Consider the following 20243-nt stretch of genomic DNA (forward strand, 5'->3'; position numbering starts at 1 on the left):
AAATTATCTATTTTTTAACTATTGAACTACAATATTATAAGCCTTTATTGGTTAACTTAGTAACAATAAATTTAAAGATATAATTATGGCAAGAGCTATGCTTGAGTACACAAAAACGGTACTTAAAAAAGTAAGTTTTGACACAAAATTATTTTGTAGAGAAGTTCAAAAGGCAATTTCAACCTTATTACCCGAAGAAGTCAGAGAACTTAAATTATGGTTACAACAATTTATAAATGACAAACCAGAATTGCAACAAAGTTTAATTTACATTAAAAGTAATAATTCAAGAAAGCCACTTAAATAAGTGGCTTTTTTATATTTTAAAATTAGTTATAATTACTTCTTGTTAAGAGGACTAATAATTTTTACATCTTGAAAAGCAATTGCTCCTCTTACAATGCTTGATATCACTTCTCTAATTGCATCAGTAATTTGTATTTTAAGTTCACTTTTATGGTATATAATACTCACCTCTCTTGCTGGTGATGGTGTATTGAAATATTTTAAATGGTCTTTTTTCTTATCATCTAAACTCAAGGTGTTTAAAAAAGGTAAAAGAGTCATTCCCATACCTTCGTTAGCTAAATTCACTAACGTTTCAAAACTTCCACTTTGTAATTGAAAAGCATCTGTTTCAGCAGACTTAGTTATTTTACATAAATTAATTACACCGTCTCTAAAGCAATGCCCGTCTTGTAAAAGTAAAACATCGTTTATATCTAAATCAGAAGTGTCAATTTTATCTTTAGCATTAAGTCTGTGACTTTTTGGTACGTAACCTACAAACGGTTCATAATATAATGGGCGTTCTTTAATATATTCAATTTCTAATGGAGTAACAGCAATACCTGCATCTAAATGACCATCTTGAATATGGCGAATTATATCATCCGTATTTAACTCTTTGATTATTAAATTAACTTTTGGGTATTTTTTAATAAATGTATTTAAAAACATTGGTAAAAGAGTAGGCATAACCGTAGGTATAATACCTAGTGTAAATTCACCACCAATAAAACCTTTTTCTTGGTCTACTATATCTTTAATTCTATTAGCCTCGTTTACAATGTTTTTTGCTTGTTCAACTATTTTTTTTCCAACTTCAGTAACCGATATTGGTTTTTTTCCACGGTCAAAAATTAAAACATCAAGCTCATCTTCTAATTTTTGAACTTGCATACTTAAAGTAGGTTGTGTAACAAAGCTCTTTTCTGCTGCTAAAGTAAAATTTTGATATTCGGCAACGGCTAGAACGTACTGTAATTGGGTAATTGTCATTCGTATTGTTTTAGACTATAAAATTATAAAAACTATCAATAAGGTTTATGGTTTATCACCTTTAAAATTTTTAAATTTGCTATATAATTAAATATTAGAGTTATGGAATTAAATAGTATAGGGTTAAGTTCAGAAAAATCAGAAGGACTAAGTGAAGATTTAAACGTATTACTGGCAAATTTTCAACGCTATTACCAAAATTTAAGAGGTATCCATTGGAATATTAAAGGTAGACTTTTCTTTGATTTACATGTGAAATTTGAGGAGTTATATAATGATGCGAATACGAAAGTAGATGAGATAGCTGAAAGAATATTAACTTTAGGAGGTGTGCCATTACATACTTTCGAAGATTATATTGCGAAATCTGAAATTGAAGTTGGTAAAAACATCACAAAAGATAAAGAAGCTATTGAGTTAATTGTAGATTCTATTAAAAAATTATTAATTATCGAAAGAGGTATTTTAGAAACTTCTGACGAAGCCAATGATGAAGGTACAAACTCAATGATGAGTGATTTTATTACTGAGCAGGAAAAAACTGTTTGGATGATGAAAGCTTGGTTAACAGAGTAGTTATAAACTAAAATACAATAAAAAAAAAAGCTTCTTGTTTTTACAAGAAGCTTTTTTTTATGGTTACAAATTTGATGATGATTCTTTAATTTCTTCAGCAATTTTAAGTGCTCCTGCATCATTAGTTTCTTTTAGTTCATTAATAATATTGTCATGATCCTCTGTTCTTGTTTGTGACAATTTGTAAGTAGCTTGTATATCGCTTATCAAAATTTTAAATCCAATAACACCTTTAACTTGTCTTAATGTTTTTTCAGAATAACTATTTATAGTATCAGGTTTTTTAGAATTTTGCTCATATTTATCTACGAGTTTAGCCATAGCATTAAGAACTTCTTTTTCAGATTGAATAGCTATTTTTCCGTAAACATGTACAGCAATGTAATCCCAAGTTGGTACCTCTTCCTCTTTATACCATGATGATGATATATATGAGTGAGGCCCGTTAAATATACATAAAACCTCATTAGAACTTTCTAAGTTTTTAGCTTGCGGATTTACTCTTGCAATATGGCCAACTAAAATATCTTGGTTATTTTCATCTTTATCTAATTCAAGTGGTATGTGTGTAGCCCAAGGTTTTCCGTTTACTTGGTTTATTAAAATGCCAAAACCATTTTGCTTAATAAAATCAATTATTTTACTATGATCAGTTTGTTTATAATGTTCGGGCGTATACATATATTACTATTTTGAAAGTAAATAGAAGTAAAAAAATAAACCTTACCAAATTAATGATAAGGTTTTAATATTAAATATATTTTGATATGAAACTTTTATCCTTCTTCGTCAACTGTATCTTCACCCTCTTCTTCTTCAGTCTTTTCCCATGTTTCACTATCTTCATGTCTTATAATTGAAGTTTCACTTACAATAGTAAATGACAATTCAATCTCAATACCTTCATCATCAGTAAAAATTATATTCTTACCATATATTGCATAATTAACTATTTGAGCAGTATCACTACCATCAATAAGAATCTCAGCAGTAGTTTCATCAATAAAAGTAACTATTTCGGTACATGAAACTTCTTCAACTTCCGTGTCTGTTTCGGTCTCTGTTTCAGTAGTACTTTCTTCAGATTCTGTTTCTGTATCAGCACCACAATTGTCACTTAGGTGCGTAAACTCTCCACTAATTTCAATAGCTTCATCATCAAAATCTGTACAAGATTGTAAAGCGCATATAAAAAATATAAATAGTATTTTTTTCATAAGAGTGTATGTATTTATAAGTTTAACGTAGTACAGCGATACATTATTTTAAAATAGCGTGAAAGAATTAAATTTTGTGTAGCCTAATAGAAGTGAAGTTACTTTTTAATGGAGAAAATAAAATTAGAGCCATTACCAAGTTCCGACTCAACATTTATAGTACCACCAAGTTTTTCTACAATTTTTTTAACGGTTGCTAGACCGATACCGTTACCTCTATTGCCGTATTTATCTTCGGTTGCATTAACTGCAAATATTTTAAAAATTTCTTCTTTTTTATTATCAGGTATTCCAGGGCCATTATCTAGGATAGAGAATATGTAATGTGTAGTTGAGTCTGTAAGTTTAATATCAATTGTAGCATTTTCTTTATCGTTATATTTTATGGCATTGGTGATCAGGTTAATAAGTACCTGGTTAATGGCAGTTTCATTAGCCTCTAAACAGCCAACTTCACTAGTGTCAATACTAATATTCACATCTTTTTCATGTGAGAAAAAACTAGTGATATTACCTTTAAGTTCAAGCGTGCAAATGTTAGATTTATTTTCTTTTAAAATTTCTTCACTTCTACTATAATCTAATAAACCGTCAATAAGTTTTTTTAGTTTACTTGAAGAAGCTATAATAAGATCAATAAGTTCATTCCCTTCAGCATCTACTTGAGGACCATAAATAGTTTTAAATAAATTAGATAAACTAGTAATGTTATTTAAAGGTGATTTTAAATCGTGAGCAGCAACAAATGCAAATTGCTCCAATTCTAAGTTTTTCTCACCTAAATTAGTAATATCTTGTTTAAGTAATTGTTCACTTTTTCTAAGTTTAAGTAAGTTCATTACTTGTTTAGAAAGTACATTTAAAGCTTTTAATTGGCTTTCAGTAAGTTCGTTTGGTTTATTATCAAACACACAAAGTGTACCTAGCGGTAAGCCTTCTTCATTTAAAAAAGGAACACCTGCATAAAAACGTATATTTAAGTCTCCTGTTACAAAAGGATTATCATGAAATCGATCATCTTTTGTAGCGTCACCCACAACCATAGTATTTTCTGGGTCGTTTATTGCGTGACCACAAAATGAAATATCTCTAGATGTTTCAGAAACGTCAACACCTTGCTTTGATTTAAACCATTGTCTGTCTTTGTCGACCAAACTAATTGTTGATATAGGAGTACCACAAATTTCAGCAGCTAATGCAGTAATATCATCATAATCAGCCTCTGGCAAGGTATCCAATATAGAGAAAGATTCTAAAGCATCTAATCTTTCTTCTTCATTATCAGGCGTTTCTGGTGCTATCATTTTTTATGTAGTAATATAATATTTATATAAATGTAATCTTTTTCTTTCTTTTTTATAACGTTTAAATGTTAATTGTATTATATTTATAAAATCATAAATGTTGTTTAGTTTGTTTTTAACGTTAAAAGCCTCAAATACAATTTGAGGCTTTTTAATATTTCTATTGTTAGTAATTTATTCTTTAGGCTTAGAAGAAGAATTTCTATTCCTGTTTCTATTTCTGTTATTTCTATTTTTATTTCTTGAAGATGAGGATTGCCCTTTTCTTTGAGGTCTGTTATTATTTTTAGGCTTTTTTACCTCTTGAGGCTCATCATCAACAAAAGGATGCTCTTCAATTACAGGAACTGTTTGCTTTATAAGCTTTTGAATATCTTTTAAATAAGCTCTTTCTTCACCATCACAAAAAGACAAAGCAACACCACTGGCGTCAGCACGCCCAGTTCTACCAATACGGTGAACATACGTCTCGGGTACATTTGGTAAATCATAGTTTATAACTAATGATAAAGCGTCAACATCAATACCACGAGCAGCAATATCAGTAGCTACTAAAACATTAAGTTTACCGTTTTTAAAATCTTTTAAAGCATTCTGCCTTGCAGTTTGTGATTTGTTACCATGAATTGCTGCAGCATTAATTTCAGCTTTAGCTAATTGTTTTACAATTTTATTTGCACCGTGCTTGGTTCTTGAAAAAACCAAAACTGCTTTTGCATCATTAGTTTCAATTAAATGAACTAATAGTTTTACTTTATTGTTTTTTGCAACAAAATAAACGGCTTGCTCAACTTTTTCAGCGGTTGCTTGTTGTGGCTTAATAGTTACTTGTTCAAAGTCTCCTAAAATCTTCTTAGATAGTTCTACAATTGTTTTTGGCATGGTAGCCGAAAAGAAAAGCGATTGTCTTTTTGCAGGCAGTTTAGCAATAATTTTTTTTACATCATGAATAAAACCCATGTCTAGCATTTGGTCTGCTTCATCTAAAACAACGTATTCTAAATCTTTTAATGATATAAAACCTTGATTCATTAAATCTAATAAACGCCCAGGTGTAGCAACAAGTATTTCAACACCTTTGCGTAAAGCATCGGTTTGTTTTCCTTGTTTTACGCCACCAAAGATCACCGTATTTTTTATACCTGTATATTTGCCATATGCGGTAAAGCTTTCGCCTATTTGAATAGCTAATTCACGCGTAGGTGTTACCACAAGCGCTTTTATCTTGCGTTTACCAAGTCCGCTATTATTTGTATATAAATGGTGTAATATTGGAATACCAAAAGCAGCTGTTTTCCCCGTTCCTGTTTGGGCAACGCCTAAAAGGTCTTTTCCTTTAAGTAATGTTGGTATTGATTTTTCTTGTATTGGAGTCGGATTTTCGTAACCCTCTTGTGTAAGTGCTTTTAATATAGGTTCAGCAATTCCTAATTCTTTAAATGTCATGTAATTTTAATATGCCCCAAAGGTAGGTGTTTACAATTGATATATTGGCGTTTAGGAGCTTACACTTCTATTTAATCGTGTGTTTTGGCAGAATCAGTGATTAAAAAGTTAATTTCTTTTAACTCATTTTCAGTAATATGACGCCATTTACCTACTTCAACATCCAATTCTATATTCATAATACGTACACGTTGTAAACGTTTTACTCTATATTCTAAATGATCACACATTCTACGAATTTGACGGTTTAAACCTTGCGTAAGAATAATGCTGAATGTGTATTTGTCAATTTTTTCAACCTTACAAGGTCTGGTAACCGTATCTAAAATAGGCACACCGCTACTCATTTTTCTTAAAAAATCGGATGTGATAGGCTTGTTTACAGCTACAATATATTCTTTTTCGTGATTGTTACGCGCACGTAGTATTTTATTTACAATATCACCATCATCAGTTAAAAAAATAAGTCCCTCACTAGGTTTATCTAATCGCCCGATAGGGAAAATACGTTTTGGATAATTTATATAGTCAATAATATTATCTTTCTCAACCTTAGTATCAGTTGTACAAACAATGCCTACAGGTTTATTAAATGCCAAATAGGTATGTTTTTCATTCTTTTTTGAAACCAATTCACCATCAACACGAACTTCATCTTTAGTAGTGATTTTAGTGCCCATTTCAGGCACAACACCATTTATGGTTACTCTACCTTGATCAATAAGTTTATCAGCTGCTCTACGAGAGCAATAGCCAACTTCACTTAAATATTTATTAATTCGTGTGGGTTGTGTATTTTCCATGAATGTATTTACCTATTACTGCAAAATTACAAGATTAAATTGCGTTAGGCAACAGCGTTTGCTTTTATCAATTTTTACTATCTAATTTAATTTCTTTAATCATCTCTAAAGGGCTTTTATGAGGCCTACCTGTAGCTTTTTCATAATCTGATATTACATTGTTAGCTCCATTTTTTATTCCTTGATAAATACCTGCTATTATAGTTCCAATAAAATCGCCTAAAGCTTCTTTTCTATCTTTTTCATAAGCTTCAATTGATACAGGAGTATAACTTAAATTAGTATCATATATTTTATTAAAAAGATTAGCTAATTCAGTTTGTGTAATTGGGTTACCTACTAAATTGTATATTTCTGAATTATGTTTTTTACTCAGCAACATTTCAGAATAGGCATAGCTTAATTCTTTTCTGCTAGTATAGGTACATTTTCCGTCACCAGCACAATTGGTAATGCTACCTTCTTTTACATAGGTGTCAATATATTCAATATCAGGTTCAATATAAATACCATTTCTACCAATAGACCATTGTAATCCAGATGCCGTAATATCTCTCTCTGTTTGCCGGTTACTTTGTACTACAGGGCTAAAAGCATTGTTGTTTTCATCACCAATAATACTTGTATAAACTATTTTTTGAACAGAATTTTGTTTAGCAGCTTCAATTACATTTCTATGTTGTTGTATTCTTTTTTCAGGATCATCCATACCCGAAATTAGAAGAACACAATTTACCCCTTCAAGAGCTTTATTAAATTGTTCACGACTATTGTAATCTCCTTTTCTAATAGTAATACCTAAATGTTTTGCTTTTTCAGGAGATCGAGCAATGCCAATAATATGCTCTCTACCAATCTTTGAGATTAATTGTTGTACAATTGCTGTTCCTAATTTTCCGTTTGCCGATGTAACTGCAATTTTCATACGTTTTATTTTAAATTAGATTTGAGGGTAGCTAACTCTTTTTCAAGTTTTTCAGCTTTAGTTTTAAATTTTTCCATAGCTTTTTTCATTTGACCTATTTTTTTAAAAGCTTCTTCATCTTGTACAGCTTGGTAAGTAACTTCTTCGTTTTTCTTTTTTACTTTTGATTTACTGCCACAAGTTGGGCATATAGCTATTTCGCTCATTATAAATATTTTATATGTTGTAATTAATGCAAAGCTATATTAGATTAGACTTCCTTTAAAGGTAAAAATTTTATTAAAAATGGTAAATATGGGAATGAAATTAAATATCTGATTTGTATTCTTTAGGAGTAAGCCCGGTATGTTTTTTAAAAAATTTAGTAAAATTTGTTACTTCGTCAAATCCTAAATCAAAAGCAATTTCTTTCAGACTATTGTTGGTACTTAAAATAGTTCTTTTAATTTCTAAAATAACATAATTATCTATAAAATTTTTAGCAGAACTTAAGGTGAATATTTGTACTATTTTATTTAAATGTTTTGTTGAAATTAGTAGCATTTCAGCAAAATCTTTTACATTCCGGCTTTCTTTATAATTTTTTTCAACAAGGTTTTTAAATTGAAAAAATAATATGTAATATTTTTTATCAGGTTTTATAGCAACAGTATCATGCGATATACGCTCTAACTTTAGTAGGTATAACTCAAGATATTTAGCCACAATATTTTTTTGTAAATAGGTGTTTTTGCCTAAAAGTTCTGTAGTTGCTTTTTGAATGAAAGACTCATTAAAATTACTATTCTCTACAATTGGCTCAGATAAGTGATAGTTGTATAAATGAGAGATAAAGTCAATTGAAGATTTTGAAAAATATTTGAGCACAAATTCTTCTGTAAATATGATTAAATAACCTTTATACGATAAATTCTCTTGAAAAGAATGAACTTGCCCTTTTGCTATTTTTAAAACAGTTCCATTTTTTACAGGATATTTTTTTAAATCTATTTGGTGGTTTCCTGTACCACTGGTAACCACTAGTAGCGCAAAAAAGTCTATTCTATGTGGTTTTTTAGGATTATGAGTTGGGTTTTGTTTAACTTTTTCAAAAAGATCTACTAAATCTAAAAACTGAATATCTGTTGTATTATCGCTACTATTAAATGATATATTTGGAATGTTTTTCAAAATGAAATTTTATTGTTTTTTAGCTATAAACCTAATTACAGAACCTTGACCGATATGATAAATACCTTCATCTAATTCAATAGTTTTTTCTTCTAATTGAATTATGTTGTAGTTTTTAAAATCAGATTTTAATTCATCTATTGAAAATAATACATCTAAATCTCCAGGACCACCAACTTTAGGGTTTTCCATTTTATATTTTAAATGATTTTTACTAAAAGCTTCAAATATTATATAACCTCCGGGTTTTAGCAATGTGTCAAGCATTTTGTGGTATTCTTGTCTAATAATAGAAGGAAAGTGTGCATAAATTAAAGCTATAACATCAAAACTTTTAGGTTTAAAACCTAAATTTGGTAATTCACCAACTTTATAATCTAATGTTACACCATTTTGTTCGGCAAGTTTTAAAGCTTTCTTTTTGGCTTCATGGCTAATATCAAAAGCAACAACGTCATGTCCTAATGTTTTCGTAAAAACGGCATTTCTTCCTTCACCTTCGGCACCAAAAAGTATTTTACTAATATTTAGTTTTTCAATTTCTTTTTTAAAAAACACATTAGGTTTTATACCATAAGCATATTCTTTTTCTCGGTAACGATCATCCCATTTTTTTGCTTCTTCTTTTGCCATTATTTACTTTAAATTTAATTTGTTAATTCTGTTACCAATTGAAAACTGTTTCATATCTATTTCAAGTTTTTTGAAATTAGCATGATTTACTTTTTTAATTATTTTTCCGCTTTTCATTAAGAATATTTCATCACAAGTTTCAGCTAAAGTTGAAAATATGTGTGATGAAATAAGAACTGTTTTGTTTAATCTTTTAAGTTCTTTAATAATATCTGTAATAATCAAATTACTTTGAATATCAACACCATTAAAGGGTTCGTCTAAAATAAAAACATCATTTTCTTGTAGAAGAATAGCAGTTAATGCCAACTTTTTTTTCATACCAGTAGAGTAGTTTGATGCATATTGGTTTAAGGGTAAATCAAAAATGTTTTTTTCTTCAATAGAGACTAATTGTATTTGCCTAGAATTAGCCAATAATTGAATATATTCTTTACCTGTAATTTTATGAAGAAAGTAAGGTTCTGTTAATAATAAGCCTAAATGATTTTTAAGTTTTTTATAATCAGAAAATATTTTTCCTTGATAATTTTCAAGCCCAGAAATACATCTAAATAGTGTTGTTTTACCGGCACCATTTTCTCCTACGATCCCATATGTTTTTCCCTTTTCAAATTCTATATTTAATGAATAAAGAATTTGATTTTTGCCGTAAAATTTAGATAAACCTTCAATTTTAATCATAGTAATATGGTTTTTAGTTTTTTTAAAGATTTTAAATAAAACAAAGGCGTAATTATAATTAGAATTGGAGGAAACATAAAAGAAAGTGCTATTAATATTCCTTCAGACATGCTAATTTCATTCGGAAATGCAGTGTATTTGGCAAAAATTACTGTGGCTTGATAAGTAATGCATAGCAAAAAAAAGAGTGCTAAAATATCAATTTGAGTATGAAAATAAATACTTAAAGTAAGTAAAATGGGTGAGCTTAAAATTGTAAAATTTATAGCGCAGGTTTTTACTTTTTCTTTTAAAAAGTGTTTAGGTGATTGATTGAAATTCCATATAAAATATTCATTTTCTAGGTTAGAATAATAAAATAGACAAACTAACCCGATTAGCAACATACAAAAAACACCAAGGTTAAAATTTGTTTCGGATATAGATATGTAGGTTAGTATATAAGCTACAGGAAATATGTAAAATGTTTTTCTGAAACCAATTATAAATTCAAATGGTTTTTTGTTAAAAGGTGTCGGGATTATTAGATTGTTACTTGCTTTAAAATTTAGGAATGAAAAGCAAACAGCTAATACGTTTAGTAATAAAAAATATAGAAGTTCAAATTTATACAATAAGAATAGAGAGAATGGTAACGAGAATATAAGATTTTCTACGATTCTTATTTTTTTATAATTTTTATTATTAAATATAGTCTTTAAAAAATCATTTCTATTAGGTTCACTTAATTTATATATAAACGAAATTGACGATAAAATTAGAATAGGAATTGCAAATTCGGTTTTACTATATAAATAGTTTAAAACTAGTGTAAATAGAACAGGTAAAAGCGTGTAGGCAAGAATAAGAGGAACACCAAAATCGATTATTTTTCTATTTAATAACTTAAATTGAAGTTGAAAATATTCTTTCATTTACACACTGGGATTATAACTTCACAAATACATAAGATTAAATGTGAGTTTCATATCTCTAATTTAAGAAATACCTGATAAACAACTCTATTTGTATTAAGTTAAAAAAGGCACAAAAAAATCAATTACACTTGAAAAGTTTCAAGCATAATTGATTTTTCATACTATGTAAAATGGTTTGTTTTGGACTAAAAATTGAAAGAAAAATTAGCCACTACATTTCTTAATTTTTGAGGTGCCAAACGGTATGACCAATATTTTTCATTAGTAATGTTATTAAGTTTAACCCCAAATGAAGTATTGCTAACTTTATAAGTAACACCACAATCTAACACATTGTATGATGGTATTGTAACTGTAGCATCTACAGTATTTGTTTGGAATGAATCACTACCGTAATTACCACCAAGACCAAATAGTAATTTGTTGTTGTTTTTAAAAGGAACGCTATAATCTAACCACCAATTTAATAAAGATTCAGGTCCTGCAGTGGCCGGGCGGTAACCATCTTGTTCACCATTTTCAGTATTTTGTAATTCACTTTTATTATATGAATATCCCAAAAGCAGGTTTAAGTTTTCAATAGGACTAGCCATTAGTTCAAATTCAATTCCTTCACTTGTTTGTGTACCATCTTGCACACTAAAATCGCTGTTGTCAGGATCTTCTCTTAAAATATTTTCAACTTCAATATCATAATAACTTATAGAACCAGATATCTTGTTTTTCAGTAAGTTAAATTTGATTCCTCCTTCTAATTGGTTGGCATGTTCAGGATCAAAACTATCACCGTTTTCATCACTACCACTTTGGTTAGCAAAACCATTCATATAGTTACCAAAAATAGACAATTGCTTAGGGAATACTTGGTAAACCAAGCCTAGTTTTGGTGATAAAGCTCCTTGATTATAAGAGCCACTGGTAGTATTAGTAAGTAAATTCACAGTTCCTTCATCATCAAAATAATCGTAACGTAGACTAAGCATAGCTAATAATCGATCTGTTACGTTAACAACGTCAGACACATAAGCACTGTAGGTATTTGTGTTTTGAGTTCTAAAAGTTCTGGTACCATCAACCATAGCACTATCTATATAAGACTTATTAAACTCATTATAGTAATCAGTACTACCGTATTCAAAATCAGATGTATTAATATATGAAACATCTCTATCAGCAAAATAATTGTAATAATTAATACCAGCAACCAATCTATTTCTAAAACTCCCAATATTAAATTCACCAGTGAAATTTTGCTGTATATTTGTTGAGCTGTATTTGTAATAGCCAGAATAAACACGAGCTCTAAATGTATCTTCTGATCTACCATCAATACGTGAAGTATAGCCGTCGTTTAATGATTGTGTTCTAGCAAAACTGGTTGAAGACGTCCAAGTGTCTGATAGCTCATGTTTTATTTCACCATAAAAATCAATGTTTTCTCCGGTATAATATACATCATTAGATGTATAAGAAGTTTCATAGTAATCAATAAAATCTTCTGCACTACGAACTGAAACATCATCAGTATCAGGTGAATGCCTTACAGGTGAAGTTCCTTTGCTTTTTGTGTATTCTAAATCAAAATTCAATGTTGTTTTATCGTTGATTTCATAAGTAACTGATGGAGTAAAAGCAATATCATTATAAAAACCAGCATCTTGAAAGCTCTTTTCAGCGTGTACAGCACCATTCAATCTAAATAATAAAGTTTTAGATTTGTTTAAAGGAGTATTTACATCAAAAGTAACACGATTTAAATTCCAACTACCACCATTGTAAGCAATTGATCCGCCAAAATCTTTAAAAGGTTTTTTAGTAATTCTGTTTAGCAAACCACCATACGATACTTCTGAACTTCCGAATAGTGTAGCTGAAGGCCCCTTTAGAACTTCAATACGTTCTAAATTTACAGGATCTATTACATTTTGATTAAAAGTAGTTAGCCCATTTCTTATTTTAGGTTCTACTTGAAAACCTCTTGAAGCAAATACAATTCTGTTTTGATTATAACGTATGGGAACACCAGCACCTACAACATTTTTTAGAGCACCATCTAAATCTGTAATTACTTGGGTTTTCATTAATTCTTTTGATACTGTACTGTATACTTGCGGGTTTTCCATATTAGTAATAGGTAAACGCGCAACATAAACAGATTCTTCTTTGGTTACATGAGGCTTTTCGTTTCCTGTAACTAAAACTTCATCTAAACGTTGTTCCTCACTTTGCATTACAATATTTACTGTAGATGCAACTTTATCAATTATCGTTAATTTACGTTTAACGGTATGTTTTCCCATATAAGAAATACGTAAAGTGTAATCACCAGCATTTAAATTTGAAAAACTATAATAACCGATATCATTAGTTATTGATTTAAAGTCTGTACCAATTAATTCTACATGAGCATAAGCTACAGCACTATTATTACTGTTTTTTACATACCCCGAAAGTGTTGGAGTTGTTTGTGCACTTATGATACATGCGAATAAAATAAAAAAACAAAAAATTGCCCTTTTCATAAAACCATTCATTTCTCAAATTCTTTTTAATTAATTCGCGCAAATGTAATTTATTATTATTTAGATTTATTAAAAATAAGCGTTAAATTTACGTTTGAATTTTGATGCTTTAATAAATTGATTTCAATTTGTAGAAGAGGGTATAGGTTTTTTATAAGATCAATTCTTTAAGCGAGTTAGAAAAATAGGCTGATATTAAATTAACTTTTCTCCAATAATACCAATTAAGAAACCAACGGTTGCACCTAAAGAGGTTAAGTAGTTTTTATCTAATTTACTTTGGGGAATAATATCTTGAATTAATAAATACAAAATACCACCACTAGCAAAGGTCATTAAATGTGCGGTTAACTTATCTGCATCACTTAGTAAAAAATGACCTATTAAGGCACCAATAATTCCTGAAAAACTTAAGCCAAAAAATATAAAAAGGGTTTTTTTTACAGTGTACCCACTCTGTACCAAATCTCTGAAAGAATTGAAGGCTTCGGGTAAATTTTGTAAACCTATAAAAACAGCAAGTAGCATCGCTGTTTTTGGTTCTAAAGCGAACAATGCCCCTAAAGCTATAGACTCTGGTACAAAATCCATCATCATTGCTAAAAGAGTAGCTTTTTGTCCGCCTTTTTTAGCTAAATACCTATCAATATATAAAAATACAATGGCACCTACCATAAAGCTTATAGCCATAGGTACTATATCAAGTTCTTCAATTCCTCTGGGAACTAATACCAATGCTACAGCAGACAAAATAATACCAGCACCAAAAGACATTAAGGTATGAATAATTTCATATTTTACAGGCGTATCTTTTATGTGATGATTGAAAAGATGCGCTAAAACACCTCCAATAAATACTGTAATTCCTGAAAAAGAAGCATAAAGTATAATTGATGTAAGCATAATTTATTTTAAAGTATATTAGCGATGTGATTTATAATCTAAGTGATATAAAAAAGGCTAATTTCTGTTCGTAAAAATCACCTTAAAATTAAGAAATTATACATTGAAATTTTAGGTCCTCATCATTTTAATAGTAGCCATATTTTCTCTGCTTCAAATGGTATAGGTTGTCGTTTTTTTTATTATGAAGATAAAAACTTTCACTCCAGATAGTTCCACTTTATAATGCATATATAAATAGATTAGAAAGTTATAAAATGTTTCTCGAATAAGATCTTAAGAGTGAAGGTTTTTGGCAATAATCATTAACAACTTAAAAACCTATGCATAATTTTCATAGTGACTTTCCAGTTACATGTTCTAAAATAGGATTTACTGTAAAAAGTAAAATAAATGCTGTGAATAGGGGAGTGTTATTAATTTTCAAATACATAACTGCAATAAAAGCCAAAATATAATAGCATAAAAATTAATAAGTTTAGCTAATAGTCTTAAATTAAACTTTTTAGCATTTGGGTTGTATTTAAATTCAAAGTCTAATATTTTACCCTTTTTAGTAATTGTTTTATAGGTTTTTAATTCAGAAATATTTTTCTCTAATATAATTTTATTTAATTGGTTGAATTCCAAACTTATTTAATTCAATTTCTTTTATACCCATTTTAAACGCAGGAGAATCTTTTTTTAGCCTAAAATCATTAGTATTTACATTATAAAATTCAGGGTTTTCATATACATTATGTGTGGCATACCTGCCGTTAAATTCTTTTTTCCAATCTCCAACACTTAATTTTTTATTTTCAACAGAATAGGTGTAATTACCTTTCTCACTAAAAATTAAATTATAATCACTTTCCACAAATTTTTCATCATTCCAAGTGCCAATACTAAATATGTCAGCATCGCCTTTTAAATAAATGATGTTTTTTTTATAAATATGTCCTTTTACTTCTTCGCTATATTGAGTTACATTGCGTACTGCAGCTTTGTTTGAAGCTTCACAAATAATATAGTTATTGATTATAGAGTTGTGCACACCTTTAGCCAGAATTGGATAAATTTTAGCACCAGCATTTATATTAAAAATTAAATTGTTTTCAACCGTAGTGTAATCAGCAGCATCATCTAAATAAACAGCCATTGTAATGCCTTCAACATTTTTATCTGTTATATCATGTAGTTTGTTATTGTAAACAACATTGTTTTTACCGCTTCCCCAGAAGGAAATCATACCGTTATCTTCAGAATCTTTACTAACACTATAAATATCATTATAGGCGATGTAATTTTCTCTAGAATGGACAAAATCCCACTTATTGTCTTTGGTAACAACTTCACCTGTATTAATTTTTATATTAGATTCAGCACCGAATTTACCACCCCATCGTTGGCCTTTTATACAAATACCATAACGTGGCATATCATGAATTTCATTGTGAGTTATTTTGTTTTTACCGCTAGCCCAAATAAAAATTCCTGCACTGTGACCTATAAGTTTACCACAATGGTGAATGTGATTATTAGTGATGTTATGCTTTTTATTAAAATCTGCTTTAGAACCAAATGTAGCTCTGTAGCCAGATAACAATACACCATGAAAGCCACAGTTTTTTATCTCACTATTTTTAACTGTATTTTCTTGCGCATCCCAGACCATACTTACCCCATTATATCCTGCGTTACTAATTATACTTTTATTTATAATACAATTATTAGCATTTTCAAAATAGATTAATCCTTCTTTATTTGCAGGTTCATTCCAACCATTAGTGCCATGTGTTCCATTTTTTGTTTCAGTAAAATATGCGCCAAATCGAGTTATTGAAAAATCAATACCACTAAATTCAATATTTTTCACAGGCTCTTGTTTACCAACAAATCTAATTATTGAGGTAATTAGTGGAATTACAATTTCACTCTTATTTATATCTTTCGAAATAGGGTAGTAGAACAGTTCTTTTGTATCGGTATTATAATAAAATTCACTAGGAGCATCTAAAGCTTCTTTTATTCCTGTAAGGTAATAACGTCTTGGGCTTCTTTTATTTACATCGGTAAGGTGTAAAGTATCTCTTAATTTTATTATTCCTTTGCTTTTGTCAACGGATTTCATGGGTACAAAAGCAGAAAACCAGTCATTACCAGCCCATAAATAAATTCTACTACGTTGGGTAAATGTAAAGTTATCTTGAATGTCTACAGGATTAATAGAAAAGTCTAATGCTGTATTTTCTACTTCTTTTTTGATTCCTAATAGATAGCCTTCATTTGGGTATCTTGCTTCAAAAGCTCTTTTTCCGTTTTCATATATATGATAGAATTCATCATCTGGAATATCAATTTTTGTTTTATAAAGACCGGCACCAACTTTCTCCCAGTTATATAATGGCTTTCCGCCAATAAAAACTGGTTTTTCACCAGGATATGCTTTATAAATAATTTTATGATCATTTTTACCAGAATCTGTTTCATTAAAAACGATAGTCTCCTTTAAATAGTAGCGCCCTCCACGTATGTAAATGGTAATATCATTTTTTTGCTTCTTAATATTTCGAACCGTATTCCTTGCTTTTATTAAAGTCGCAAATGGTAATTTTTTAGTTCCGGGGTTTGTGTCGCTTCCATTTGTAGCAACATAAAATGTTGTTGTTTTAGCAAAAGAAATAGAAAAACATAAGCATAAGAAGAGAAATAAAAAGGACTTTTTCATTTTTTGAAATTGATCATTTATGATGCTTTAATTTATCTATTAAATAGGTGAGGAGTATTATTTATTAGATAAGTAGCATATGTGGTAATATCAATAACAAAATAAGTTTATTTTGAACATCAAGACTCAACTAGAATTTGTGATTTATAAAGTTGATGTTCTTTGTAAATATTTAATACAATTCAACTATTTGCTTTATAAAATTGGTTTTTACTTTATCAGTAAAAGTAGTGTACTCAACAGCGTTTGTATTGGTGTGATTTTCTTTATAGCTAATTACATACATTAGTTTTTCATATATGTTATAATGTTTCTCTTTTATGATTTGGCTATACTCATTGTAGCAATATTCAATTTTCTGTAGAAGTTCCATTTTAGCATTGTATTTTATCCAAAGTATTTTGTTGCCATACTTGTCATAGTCAGATTTTTCAGTAAATGCTTTGCCACGATTTTCATTAAACTCCCATTTCAAAATTCGGCCACTAGTCCCTAATTTGTAGGTTGATTTATGCTTGAGTTCATTATTCTCATCGAAAAAAATTTCAGATAACATGTGTCCATTTTTATTATAGGTGTATTCATACTTATGGACTTGTTTGTTTTCAATAGTATTACGAGTATGCGTTAGTATGTTGCCATAAAAGTCATATGAGATATAATCAATATAACTGATTTTTGAAGGTGTTTCCGGTTTTACAACACAGGTTTCTTTTAATATGTTATTGTTTAAGTCGTATTTGTATGAATAAGAAGTTTCTAAAAGTAGTTGGTTTTTGTTATTAAAGATTGAGTGTTTAGTTATTTGATTATTAGTATTGTATGTGTTGTTAGTAATTTTGTCAATATCTCCCTCAGGTGTGTATGATAGCTTTTTAATTTTGTTGTTATTAGCGTCATACTCATAAGTATAGCAATTACTATAATCATAACTACCATCTTTTTTAAACGTAGTTTTTTTTATTACGTTGCCTCTTTTGTCGTAGAGTTCACAATCCATTGTAGTAAAATGTGTAACGTTAAGCTTTCCATTTTTTTTGTCTGTATAATATTCAAAACATTTTGATTTTACGCTAGGTCGTGTATTCTGGGCATTTGAAATTAAGACTGCAAATAAGCAAACGAACATTATAGTTTTATGAATCATTTGATTGGTTAACGTTTTTGGTAATTAGTTTTTTAAGATTTTAATTTTAAAGAAAGCCTATTGATACAACACATATCTTGGTGGTTTTAGTCCGTTTATACGCATGTACACTAGCATTTGTGCTCTATGATGTGTAATATGATCTGCAAGCAGTAAAAATATTTGACGTTTAGTTCTGTTAAGGCCCAGATAATCAAGTCTGTCATTAAAATTAGTTGCATCGAACTCTGATAACAATTTTATGGTCTCATAAAAAGTTTTGTTTATGACCTCAATCATTTCTTTTTTCGTTTTGTCATTAACTTTAAGTGTAGTATCAGTATTCCAATCTCTAGCTTTACGGCCACCTAATAAAGTTTGACTATGCCAATCCATTGCCCAACCAATATGCATTAAATTTTCTGCAAATGTCATTGATTCTTCAGAGGCTTTAAAATCGTATTTGTTTTCAGGTACACTTTCAGCTACAAGTATTAAATATTTTCTAGAGTTCTCTAAACGTTCGATATAGTCTTTTATAAAATCGTTTTCTTGAGCAAAAAGTGGAGATGCTAGCAATAAAAAAAATATTGTTAGCGATAGTTGAAATATTCTTTTCATTTTAATAAATATGGTTGGTTACTTTATTAGAATAGAAAAAGAAGGGAAAGATAATTTTCTTTGTTCTATTTTAGAAAATGTAGGTTGGAGTTATAATTTCTATTTAAGAAATTTAACTATAAAACAGAAAGTTAACAAAACATCAGCAATAACTTTATTATATAGCTACTGCTGATGCTTTCAATCTATAATTTGAATATAATTATTCCTTATCTCCAAAATAAGAAACAGCACCACCACTTAAGAAATCTTCTCTTACAGGGCTAAAAGTATCAATTAACATACCTTCTTCTAAGCAAACTGCGCTGTGTAATAAATTAGGTTCAATGTAAACACCATCTCCAGCTTCTACAATTTTTTTAACCCCATCAATTTCAAATTCGAATTTACCTGAAACACAAAAAGTAGCTTGTGTGTGAAAATGTTGGTGAGGAGTACCCAATGCACCTTTTTCAAATTTTACTTTTACCATCATGATTTGATTATCGTAACCTAAGAATTTTCTTGAGACACCGCCACCAAGCTTTTCCCATTCTATATCTTTGCTGATAATGTACTTTTCACTTAATCTTTGCATTTTTGTTGATTTTTTATTTTTATGATTTGTCTAATACTAATGATTTTAGCAATATAATTTATTTCTAATAATTAGAGAAGTAAGAAATAGAATTTTTGTAATTATAGCTAAGAATGTACTTATACTGAAAACTTTATTATCCAATGCATTAGCTTATCTATTATCAATAGAAACCCAAGTGACAGCAGTGTTTTTTTCTCTGTTTTGCTTTCCAGCCAGTTTTACTTGAACAATTAGTCCAACCATATCTAGAGTATTATTATCTATGGATAATTTTCAATAATATCAAATCAAACAAACAAATAAAGCGTTTTTGACTATACTTGAGTAATATACTTTTAAAAACTACTTTATTTCTTTTTCAAGCTTAGTAACTCTTTCAATTAAAGATTTTAAATTTTTGTTCTCTTCATTTAGTTTTTCAAATGTTTGGACTTGCTTTTTTAAAGCTAAAATTTTTTTTTCTTGTTGAATTGTATATAAAGTTAACTCTTCTATTTTTCTTAATAGATTAGCATCCATCTCGGCGAGATAAAAACCTTCCTCTTCGATTTTTTTAGCATTAGGAATATCTTTTAAATGTCCTTTTGCTTTGACGTGTTTTTCAACTTCTTTTAAAGTTGGTAAATTGTAATTTTCATCAAATACAAAATCGGCCCAATTTGAATATGTAGCAACTTTTATTTCTGTAGCTACTAAATTACCATTTACTCCTAATTTAAACCCTTTAGTGTCAGTAGTTCCAATTCCGACATCTCCACTTTCTCTAATGATGCTAATAGCATTATTGTCATTGTTAGTGTTGGTGTTATTAATATTATTAACTCC

Annotated in this window: 20 protein-coding genes and 1 pseudogene; 2 read left to right on the plus strand and 19 right to left on the minus strand. The window is 29.1% G+C overall.

All coding sequences use genetic code 11. The annotated features are described in order from the left end of the window. Nucleotides 1-85: 85 nt before the first annotated feature. Complete coding sequence (locus tag KO500_RS15765) at nucleotides 86-307, plus strand: hypothetical protein (RefSeq protein ID WP_215957523.1); 222 nt, start codon at nucleotides 86-88, stop codon at nucleotides 305-307. Nucleotides 308-339: 32 nt separating this feature from the next. On the opposite strand, the gene KO500_RS15770 is transcribed toward KO500_RS15765, so the two are convergent. After that, nucleotides 340-1281, minus strand: coding sequence for a LysR substrate-binding domain-containing protein (locus KO500_RS15770; RefSeq protein WP_215957524.1), 942 nt, complete (start codon nucleotides 1279-1281; stop codon nucleotides 340-342). A gap of 102 nt (nucleotides 1282-1383) precedes the next feature. Here KO500_RS15770 and KO500_RS15775 point away from each other — a divergent pair, with 102 nt between their 5' ends. Next, a complete protein-coding gene (locus KO500_RS15775) occupies nucleotides 1384-1857 on the plus strand; it encodes a Dps family protein (RefSeq protein ID WP_215957525.1) in 474 nt (157 codons plus the stop codon). Between the two features lie 63 nt (nucleotides 1858-1920). On the opposite strand, the gene KO500_RS15780 is transcribed toward KO500_RS15775, so the two are convergent. The 18 genes and pseudogenes from KO500_RS15780 to KO500_RS15865 form a co-directional block, all read right to left on the minus strand. Next, a complete protein-coding gene (locus KO500_RS15780) occupies nucleotides 1921-2538 on the minus strand; it encodes an FMN-binding negative transcriptional regulator (RefSeq protein ID WP_215957526.1) in 618 nt (205 codons plus the stop codon). Between the two features lie 95 nt (nucleotides 2539-2633). Beyond that, nucleotides 2634-3074, minus strand: a complete 441-nt coding sequence (locus KO500_RS15785; protein ID WP_215957527.1) for a hypothetical protein — start codon at nucleotides 3072-3074, stop codon at nucleotides 2634-2636. Between the two features lie 98 nt (nucleotides 3075-3172). Further along, on the minus strand, nucleotides 3173-4378 hold the full coding sequence (locus tag KO500_RS15790; RefSeq protein WP_215957528.1) for a GAF domain-containing sensor histidine kinase: 1206 nt from the start codon (nucleotides 4376-4378) through the stop codon (nucleotides 3173-3175). 174 nt (nucleotides 4379-4552) lie between these two features. Further along, nucleotides 4553-5824, minus strand: coding sequence for a DEAD/DEAH box helicase (locus KO500_RS15795; RefSeq protein ID WP_215957529.1), 1272 nt, complete (start codon nucleotides 5822-5824; stop codon nucleotides 4553-4555). 71 nt (nucleotides 5825-5895) lie between these two features. Beyond that, nucleotides 5896-6627 (minus strand): 23S rRNA pseudouridine(2604) synthase RluF, encoded by a 732-nt coding sequence (gene rluF, locus KO500_RS15800; protein ID WP_215957530.1) that lies wholly within the window; start codon nucleotides 6625-6627, stop codon nucleotides 5896-5898. A gap of 67 nt (nucleotides 6628-6694) precedes the next feature. After that, entirely contained in the window at nucleotides 6695-7552 is an 858-nt protein-coding gene (locus KO500_RS15805) for an NAD(P)H-binding protein (RefSeq protein WP_215957531.1), read from the minus strand. A gap of 5 nt (nucleotides 7553-7557) precedes the next feature. Beyond that, nucleotides 7558-7758, minus strand: a complete 201-nt coding sequence (locus KO500_RS15810) for a hypothetical protein (protein WP_215957532.1) — start codon at nucleotides 7756-7758, stop codon at nucleotides 7558-7560. Between the two features lie 100 nt (nucleotides 7759-7858). Further along, on the minus strand, nucleotides 7859-8722 hold the full coding sequence (locus tag KO500_RS15815; RefSeq protein WP_252732579.1) for an AraC family transcriptional regulator: 864 nt from the start codon (nucleotides 8720-8722) through the stop codon (nucleotides 7859-7861). Nucleotides 8723-8731: 9 nt separating this feature from the next. Next, nucleotides 8732-9355 (minus strand): class I SAM-dependent methyltransferase, encoded by a 624-nt coding sequence (locus KO500_RS15820; protein ID WP_215957533.1) that lies wholly within the window; start codon nucleotides 9353-9355, stop codon nucleotides 8732-8734. A gap of 3 nt (nucleotides 9356-9358) precedes the next feature. Continuing rightward, the gene (locus tag KO500_RS15825) at nucleotides 9359-10039 is read right to left on the minus strand and encodes an ABC transporter ATP-binding protein (RefSeq protein WP_215957534.1); all 681 of its coding nucleotides are present in this window, start codon (nucleotides 10037-10039) and stop codon (nucleotides 9359-9361) included. Then, nucleotides 10036-10953 (minus strand): ABC transporter permease, encoded by a 918-nt coding sequence (locus KO500_RS15830; protein ID WP_215957535.1) that lies wholly within the window; start codon nucleotides 10951-10953, stop codon nucleotides 10036-10038. The genes KO500_RS15825 and KO500_RS15830 overlap by 4 nt, the downstream gene beginning before the upstream one ends. 188 nt (nucleotides 10954-11141) lie before the next feature. Further along, entirely contained in the window at nucleotides 11142-13478 is a 2337-nt protein-coding gene (locus KO500_RS15835; protein ID WP_215957536.1) for a TonB-dependent receptor, read from the minus strand. A 195-nt stretch (nucleotides 13479-13673) separates the two neighbouring features. Beyond that, nucleotides 13674-14381 carry a ZIP family metal transporter gene (locus KO500_RS15840; RefSeq protein WP_215957537.1) on the minus strand — a complete coding sequence of 236 codons (708 nt, stop codon included), beginning with the start codon at nucleotides 14379-14381 and terminating at the stop codon, nucleotides 13674-13676. 607 nt (nucleotides 14382-14988) lie between these two features. Further along, nucleotides 14989-17091, minus strand: a complete 2103-nt coding sequence (locus tag KO500_RS15845; RefSeq protein WP_215957538.1) for a right-handed parallel beta-helix repeat-containing protein — start codon at nucleotides 17089-17091, stop codon at nucleotides 14989-14991. Nucleotides 17092-17263: 172 nt separating this feature from the next. Continuing rightward, nucleotides 17264-18238, minus strand: coding sequence for a hypothetical protein (locus KO500_RS15850; RefSeq protein WP_215957539.1), 975 nt, complete (start codon nucleotides 18236-18238; stop codon nucleotides 17264-17266). A gap of 57 nt (nucleotides 18239-18295) precedes the next feature. After that, a complete protein-coding gene (locus tag KO500_RS15855) occupies nucleotides 18296-18838 on the minus strand; it encodes a DinB family protein (RefSeq protein ID WP_215957540.1) in 543 nt (180 codons plus the stop codon). A gap of 202 nt (nucleotides 18839-19040) precedes the next feature. Continuing rightward, nucleotides 19041-19415 carry a cupin domain-containing protein gene (locus KO500_RS15860; protein WP_215957541.1) on the minus strand — a complete coding sequence of 125 codons (375 nt, stop codon included), beginning with the start codon at nucleotides 19413-19415 and terminating at the stop codon, nucleotides 19041-19043. A 345-nt stretch (nucleotides 19416-19760) separates the two neighbouring features. After that, nucleotides 19761-20243, minus strand: a pseudogene (locus KO500_RS15865) (hypothetical protein); the annotation flags it as partial.

Origin of the sequence: Cellulophaga baltica (assembly GCF_018861125.1) — a bacterium.
Lineage (GTDB): Bacteria > Bacteroidota > Bacteroidia > Flavobacteriales > Flavobacteriaceae > Cellulophaga > Cellulophaga baltica_A.

Coding starts and splice junctions, on each gene's coding strand:
- KO500_RS15765 (WP_215957523.1), top strand. CDS start 86: ATGGCAAGAGCTATGCTTGAGTACACAAAAACGGTACTTAAAAAAGTA.
- KO500_RS15770 (WP_215957524.1), bottom strand. CDS start 1,281: ATGACAATTACCCAATTACAGTACGTTCTAGCCGTTGCCGAATATCAA.
- KO500_RS15775 (WP_215957525.1), top strand. CDS start 1,384: ATGGAATTAAATAGTATAGGGTTAAGTTCAGAAAAATCAGAAGGACTA.
- KO500_RS15780 (WP_215957526.1), bottom strand. CDS start 2,538: ATGTATACGCCCGAACATTATAAACAAACTGATCATAGTAAAATAATT.
- KO500_RS15785 (WP_215957527.1), bottom strand. CDS start 3,074: ATGAAAAAAATACTATTTATATTTTTTATATGCGCTTTACAATCTTGT.
- KO500_RS15790 (WP_215957528.1), bottom strand. CDS start 4,378: ATGATAGCACCAGAAACGCCTGATAATGAAGAAGAAAGATTAGATGCT.
- KO500_RS15795 (WP_215957529.1), bottom strand. CDS start 5,824: ATGACATTTAAAGAATTAGGAATTGCTGAACCTATATTAAAAGCACTT.
- rluF (WP_215957530.1), bottom strand. CDS start 6,627: ATGGAAAATACACAACCCACACGAATTAATAAATATTTAAGTGAAGTT.
- KO500_RS15805 (WP_215957531.1), bottom strand. CDS start 7,552: ATGAAAATTGCAGTTACATCGGCAAACGGAAAATTAGGAACAGCAATT.
- KO500_RS15810 (WP_215957532.1), bottom strand. CDS start 7,758: ATGAGCGAAATAGCTATATGCCCAACTTGTGGCAGTAAATCAAAAGTA.
- KO500_RS15820 (WP_215957533.1), bottom strand. CDS start 9,355: ATGGCAAAAGAAGAAGCAAAAAAATGGGATGATCGTTACCGAGAAAAA.
- KO500_RS15825 (WP_215957534.1), bottom strand. CDS start 10,039: ATGATTAAAATTGAAGGTTTATCTAAATTTTACGGCAAAAATCAAATT.
- KO500_RS15830 (WP_215957535.1), bottom strand. CDS start 10,953: ATGAAAGAATATTTTCAACTTCAATTTAAGTTATTAAATAGAAAAATA.
- KO500_RS15835 (WP_215957536.1), bottom strand. CDS start 13,478: ATGAAAAGGGCAATTTTTTGTTTTTTTATTTTATTCGCATGTATCATA.
- KO500_RS15840 (WP_215957537.1), bottom strand. CDS start 14,381: ATGCTTACATCAATTATACTTTATGCTTCTTTTTCAGGAATTACAGTA.
- KO500_RS15845 (WP_215957538.1), bottom strand. CDS start 17,091: ATGAAAAAGTCCTTTTTATTTCTCTTCTTATGCTTATGTTTTTCTATT.
- KO500_RS15850 (WP_215957539.1), bottom strand. CDS start 18,238: ATGATTCATAAAACTATAATGTTCGTTTGCTTATTTGCAGTCTTAATT.
- KO500_RS15855 (WP_215957540.1), bottom strand. CDS start 18,838: ATGAAAAGAATATTTCAACTATCGCTAACAATATTTTTTTTATTGCTA.
- KO500_RS15860 (WP_215957541.1), bottom strand. CDS start 19,415: ATGCAAAGATTAAGTGAAAAGTACATTATCAGCAAAGATATAGAATGG.